Source organism: Snodgrassella sp. CFCC 13594 (assembly GCF_001590725.1).
Classification (GTDB): domain Bacteria; phylum Pseudomonadota; class Gammaproteobacteria; order Burkholderiales; family Neisseriaceae; genus Snodgrassella.
In genome coordinates, this window is sequence record NZ_LQXR01000038.1 from 1 (window position 1) to 4540 (window position 4540).

Here is a 4540-nt window from a genome sequence, read left to right on the forward strand (position 1 = left end):
AGCCAAAATTTTATCCGGCTTAGAATTTGCTTGTTGTATTTACCATGTGCACCCTGCCCATTATTTCTCATTCTTTTTCTATGTCACACTGACTAATTGAAATGCTTTCTTTCTCATTCAGACAACCCATAAAACAAAACAGGAATACCTACCTGCCCAATGCTGGTTTGTATTCCTGTATCGCCATAACCATTTTCTCCCAAGTTTGCAATACTACCTATTTATGTACATAGAAACGGGTTTGCTTCCTTGTTTTCCACTGGTCTGATGTCTTTTCCCTTGATCCGCAAAGCTTCGTACCTCTTCGTGCCTCTGTTTTCCGGAAAGAGTTGTCGTCTTATTGACGCAAATGATTGACATTCTTTTACAGGACTGTATCATGACATTAACATCATCGCAACGATGGATTCTATTTTTTCATGTTGATTTATATCATATTTTTAACACAACCCTAATTTTTAGATTAATGATTCTGCAATGACCCCTCCCCACAATACATCTCAAAATGCGAACTCTTCACAAAACTTAGCACTTTCCGCCCTCATTCTTTTGGCGCACTTTCACGGTGTCGCTGCCAATCCCGCAGACATTGCCCATCGCTTTGCCCGTCAGGATGATTTAGACGTTAATGAATGGCTGTTGGCGGCCAAAGATTTGGGCTTAAGGCCAAGTTAGTGAAGCATGAGATCGCTCGGTTGCCACTATTGGCTTTGCCAGCAGTGGTATGGCGAGATGATGGGCAACACTTTGTATTGGCCAAGATTGATGGGGATCGCTATTTGATTCAGGATTTGGCTTTGGGCAAGCCAGTGGTCTTATCTCAAGAAGCGTTTGCCGAGCGTTATTCTGGGCAATTGATTCTGGTGACCTCAAGGGCATCTATTCTGGGGCAACTGGCCAATTTTGACTTTACTTGGTTTATTCCGGCGGTGATTAAATACCGCCGAATTTTTTTGGAAGTGTTGGCGGTGTCGGTGGTAATTCAGCTGTTTGCGCTGATTACGCCTTTGTTCTTTCAAGTGGTGATGGACAAGGTATTGGTGCATCGCGGTTTCTCGACTTTGGATGTGATTGCCATTGCCTTATTGGTGGTCACTTTATTTGAAGTGGTTTTGGGTGGTTTGCGCACGTATATCTTTGCGCACACCACCTCCCGCATTGATGTGGAGTTGGGCGCTCGGCTGTTTCGCCATCTGCTCAGTTTGCCTTTAGCCTATTTCGAGCATCGACGGGTGGGTGATACAGTGGCGCGGGTGCGTGAATTGGAGCAAATCCGCAATTTTCTCACTGGGCAAGCGCTGACTTCGGTATTGGATTTATGCTTCTCATTTATCTTCTTATTGGTGATGTGGTACTACAGTGGCTGGTTGACGCTGGTGGTATTGGTGTCTTTGCCGTGTTATGCCCTTTGGTCGGCCACCATCAGCCCGATATTGCGGGCACGTTTGAATGACAAGTTTGCGCGCAATGCCGATAACCAATCGTTTCTGGTGGAGTCGGTAACGGCAGTCGGTACAATTAAGGCCATGGCGGTAGAGCCGCAAATGACGCGGCGTTGGGATCAGCAATTGGCGGCGTATGTGGCTTCCGGTTTTCGGGTCACTCGCTTGGCCACCATTGGGCAGCAAGGGGTGCAGTTGATTCAAAAGTTGGTGACGGTGGCCACTTTGTGGCTGGGTGCTCGTTTGGTCATCGCTGGAGACATGACTGTCGGCCAACTGATTGCCTTTAATATGCTGGCTGGTCAAGTTGCCGCACCAGTAATCCGCTTGGCGCAACTGTGGCAAGACTTTCAACAAGTAGGCATTTCAGTAGCGCGCTTGGGCGACATCCTTAACACCCCCACAGAAAATCCCTCTTCCCGTCTTGCCTTACCCGACATTAAAGGCCGCATTGATTTTGAGAAAGTCACTTTCCGCTATCGGCCCGATGGGCCGGAAATTCTGCGAGATTTGAGTTTGAATATTGCCGCTGGCGAAGTGTTGGGTATTGTGGGGCGCTCTGGTTCGGGTAAGTCTACACTCACCAAGCTGGTACAGCGCCTGTATGTCCCCGAACGGGGTCGGGTAATGGTAGATGGAAATGATCTGGCTTTAGCGGACCCAGCATGGCTGCGGCGTCAGGTCGGCGTGGTGTTGCAAGAAAATGTACTACTGAATAGCAGCATCCGTGACAACATTGCCTTGGCCGACCCCGGTATGCCTTTGGAGCAGGTCATGCACGCCGCCAAATTGGCGGGTGCCCATGATTTTATAATGGAACTGCCCGAAGGTTATGACACCCATGTGGGTGAACAAGGTGCGGGTTTGTCTGGTGGTCAGCGTCAACGCGTGGCCATCGCCCGGGCTCTCGTGGGCAATCCGCGCATACTGATTTTTGATGAAGCCACCAGTGCATTGGACTATGAATCGGAGCGCGCCATTATGCAAAACATGCAAGCCATTTGCAGTGGCCGAACCGTATTAATCATCGCTCACCGCTTATCTACTGTCCGCATGGCGCACCGCATTATTGCCATGGATAAAGGGGAAATTGTGGAACAAGGTACGCATCAGGTGCTGTTGGAGAAGGAACAGGGCTATTACCGCTATTTGCATCAATTGCAGAATGGTTAAGGCAATTAAAACTGGCCTTGAGTGAGCAGTAAATTTATTTGATAGATATAGGATCAAAAGCAAATGTATTTAATCGTCTTATACATTATATTTATCGTCCTCCTTGTTATGATTTTTGGCTTGGGATGGCGCGTAAGAAAAAATATAAAAAATTATTGGGTTAATTTTACAACGTGTCAAAAAGGGTTATTTGCTTCTCTTTTACTGCTGCAAGTATTTCAACTCACTATTTCCGATAAGCTAACACAGGATCAGATATCGGTTGGCTCTCAGCTAACCTTATACATTTCATTATTATTTTCAACTGCGATTCTTGTATGGCTATTCGGAAAATATGATCAAAACAACAATGATGTTAATGTACTGACCATCATCATGGCGACTATGGGTGTAGCCATTGCCATGATTATTGCTTCATCTGCAAACGCCTCAATTGAAACAAAACTGGTAGCCAATATTATTTACTTGGTATTGCCAGCTTTTGTGCTTTTTCTTCTCAATCAAAAATCAGAACTTCTTACCAAAAAACAATCCGAAAATTCGGAAATTAATAGCAAAGAAGAAATAGCATCATCTTCCAGCGTTAACGATTCAGACAATCAGAAATAAATATGGGTATTCGTCTACAAGCATTCAAAGATTCTTCCAGCGTTATGCCACGGTTTGGAAAAACGTCTGGTCGATTCGTGAGCAGCTGGACCCGCCCAAACGGGATGAAGATGAGCGTGCGTTTTTGCCAGCCCATTTGGAACTCACCGAAACACCATTATCCGCAGCGCCAAAATGGATAGCTCGATTGATTATGCTGTTTGCCCTGATTGCTTTGGCTTGGGCATTATTGGGCAAGATGGATATTGTGGCCGTGGCACCAGGTAAAACCACGCCTGGTGGGCGCAGTAAAGTCATACAACCACTGGAAACATCGGTAGTGGACAAGATTGATGTGGCTAATGGCAGTCATGTTAAAGCTGGGCAAGTATTAGTAGAATTGAGCGGTATCGGTTCAGACAGTGACTATACCCAATCAGAACAAGCACTTCAGGCAGCCCGATTAACCAAACTGCGTCTTGAAGCCGTTATGCAGTCGATCGAAAACAAAAAGTCTCCTCGTTTAGACCCTGCACAGGCGCAACCATGGCATCTGGATCCTGCACTGTTGAGCGAGGCGCAAACCTTGGCTCAAAATCAGTTTCAAACTTGGTATACCCAAGATGCACAATTACAAACGGTATTGCGTGGCCATCAGGCTGAACTTCAAGCCACTCGAGCTCAGGTAAACAAACTGGAGCAAACCAGTGCCATCGAACGCAAACGAACTGCCGATTACAAAGATTTGTTGGCTCAAAACTTTGTTTCTAAGCATGCTTATTATGAACAGGAAAGCAAGCTGATTCAAAACCAGAATGATCTAGCCAGCCAACGCAGTCAAATGCAACAAATTCAGGAGAGCATACGCGAAGCACAGCAAAACCGTTTGCTCAATACCGAAACCCTGAAAAGAGATACATTGGATCAACTTCGCCAAGCCAATGAGCAAATCCAACAACTGACTGAACAAACCGATAAGGCCTTGCAACGCAAACAACTGATGACCTTGAAATCACCCGTGACAGGTACCATACAACAATTGGCCACGCATACCATAGGTGGAGTGGTAACTGCGGCACAACCCATTATGGTTGTAGTACCAGATGAGGATCAGATGGAAATCGAAGCCATGGTGCAGAACAAAGACATTGGTTTCGTCAAAGCCGGGCAGGACGTGGTAATCAAAATCGAATCCTTTCCCTATACCCGTTATGGGTATCTAACGGGCAAAGTCAAAAGTGTCAGCTTTGATGCCATTGAAGATGAAAAAATGGGGTTGGTGTTCGCGGCCATTATTCAATTGGACAGAAACCATCTGACCATTGATGGGCAAAAGG

2 protein-coding genes and 1 pseudogene are annotated in these 4540 nt (G+C 46.1%); all 3 read left to right on the forward strand.

Annotated features, from left to right (window positions below):
* The first annotated feature begins 477 nt into the window (after positions 1 to 477).
* A pseudogene (locus A2F46_RS11345) lies at positions 478 to 2615 on the forward strand (type I secretion system permease/ATPase).
* A 63-nt stretch (positions 2616 to 2678) separates the two neighbouring features.
* A complete protein-coding gene (locus A2F46_RS11350) occupies positions 2679 to 3224 on the forward strand; it encodes a hypothetical protein (protein WP_066570553.1) in 546 nt (181 codons plus the stop codon).
* Positions 3214 to 4540 (forward strand): HlyD family type I secretion periplasmic adaptor subunit (locus A2F46_RS11355; RefSeq protein WP_066570554.1); only part of this gene is annotated, 1327 nt, incomplete at its 3' end. The genes A2F46_RS11350 and A2F46_RS11355, both read left to right, overlap by 11 nt.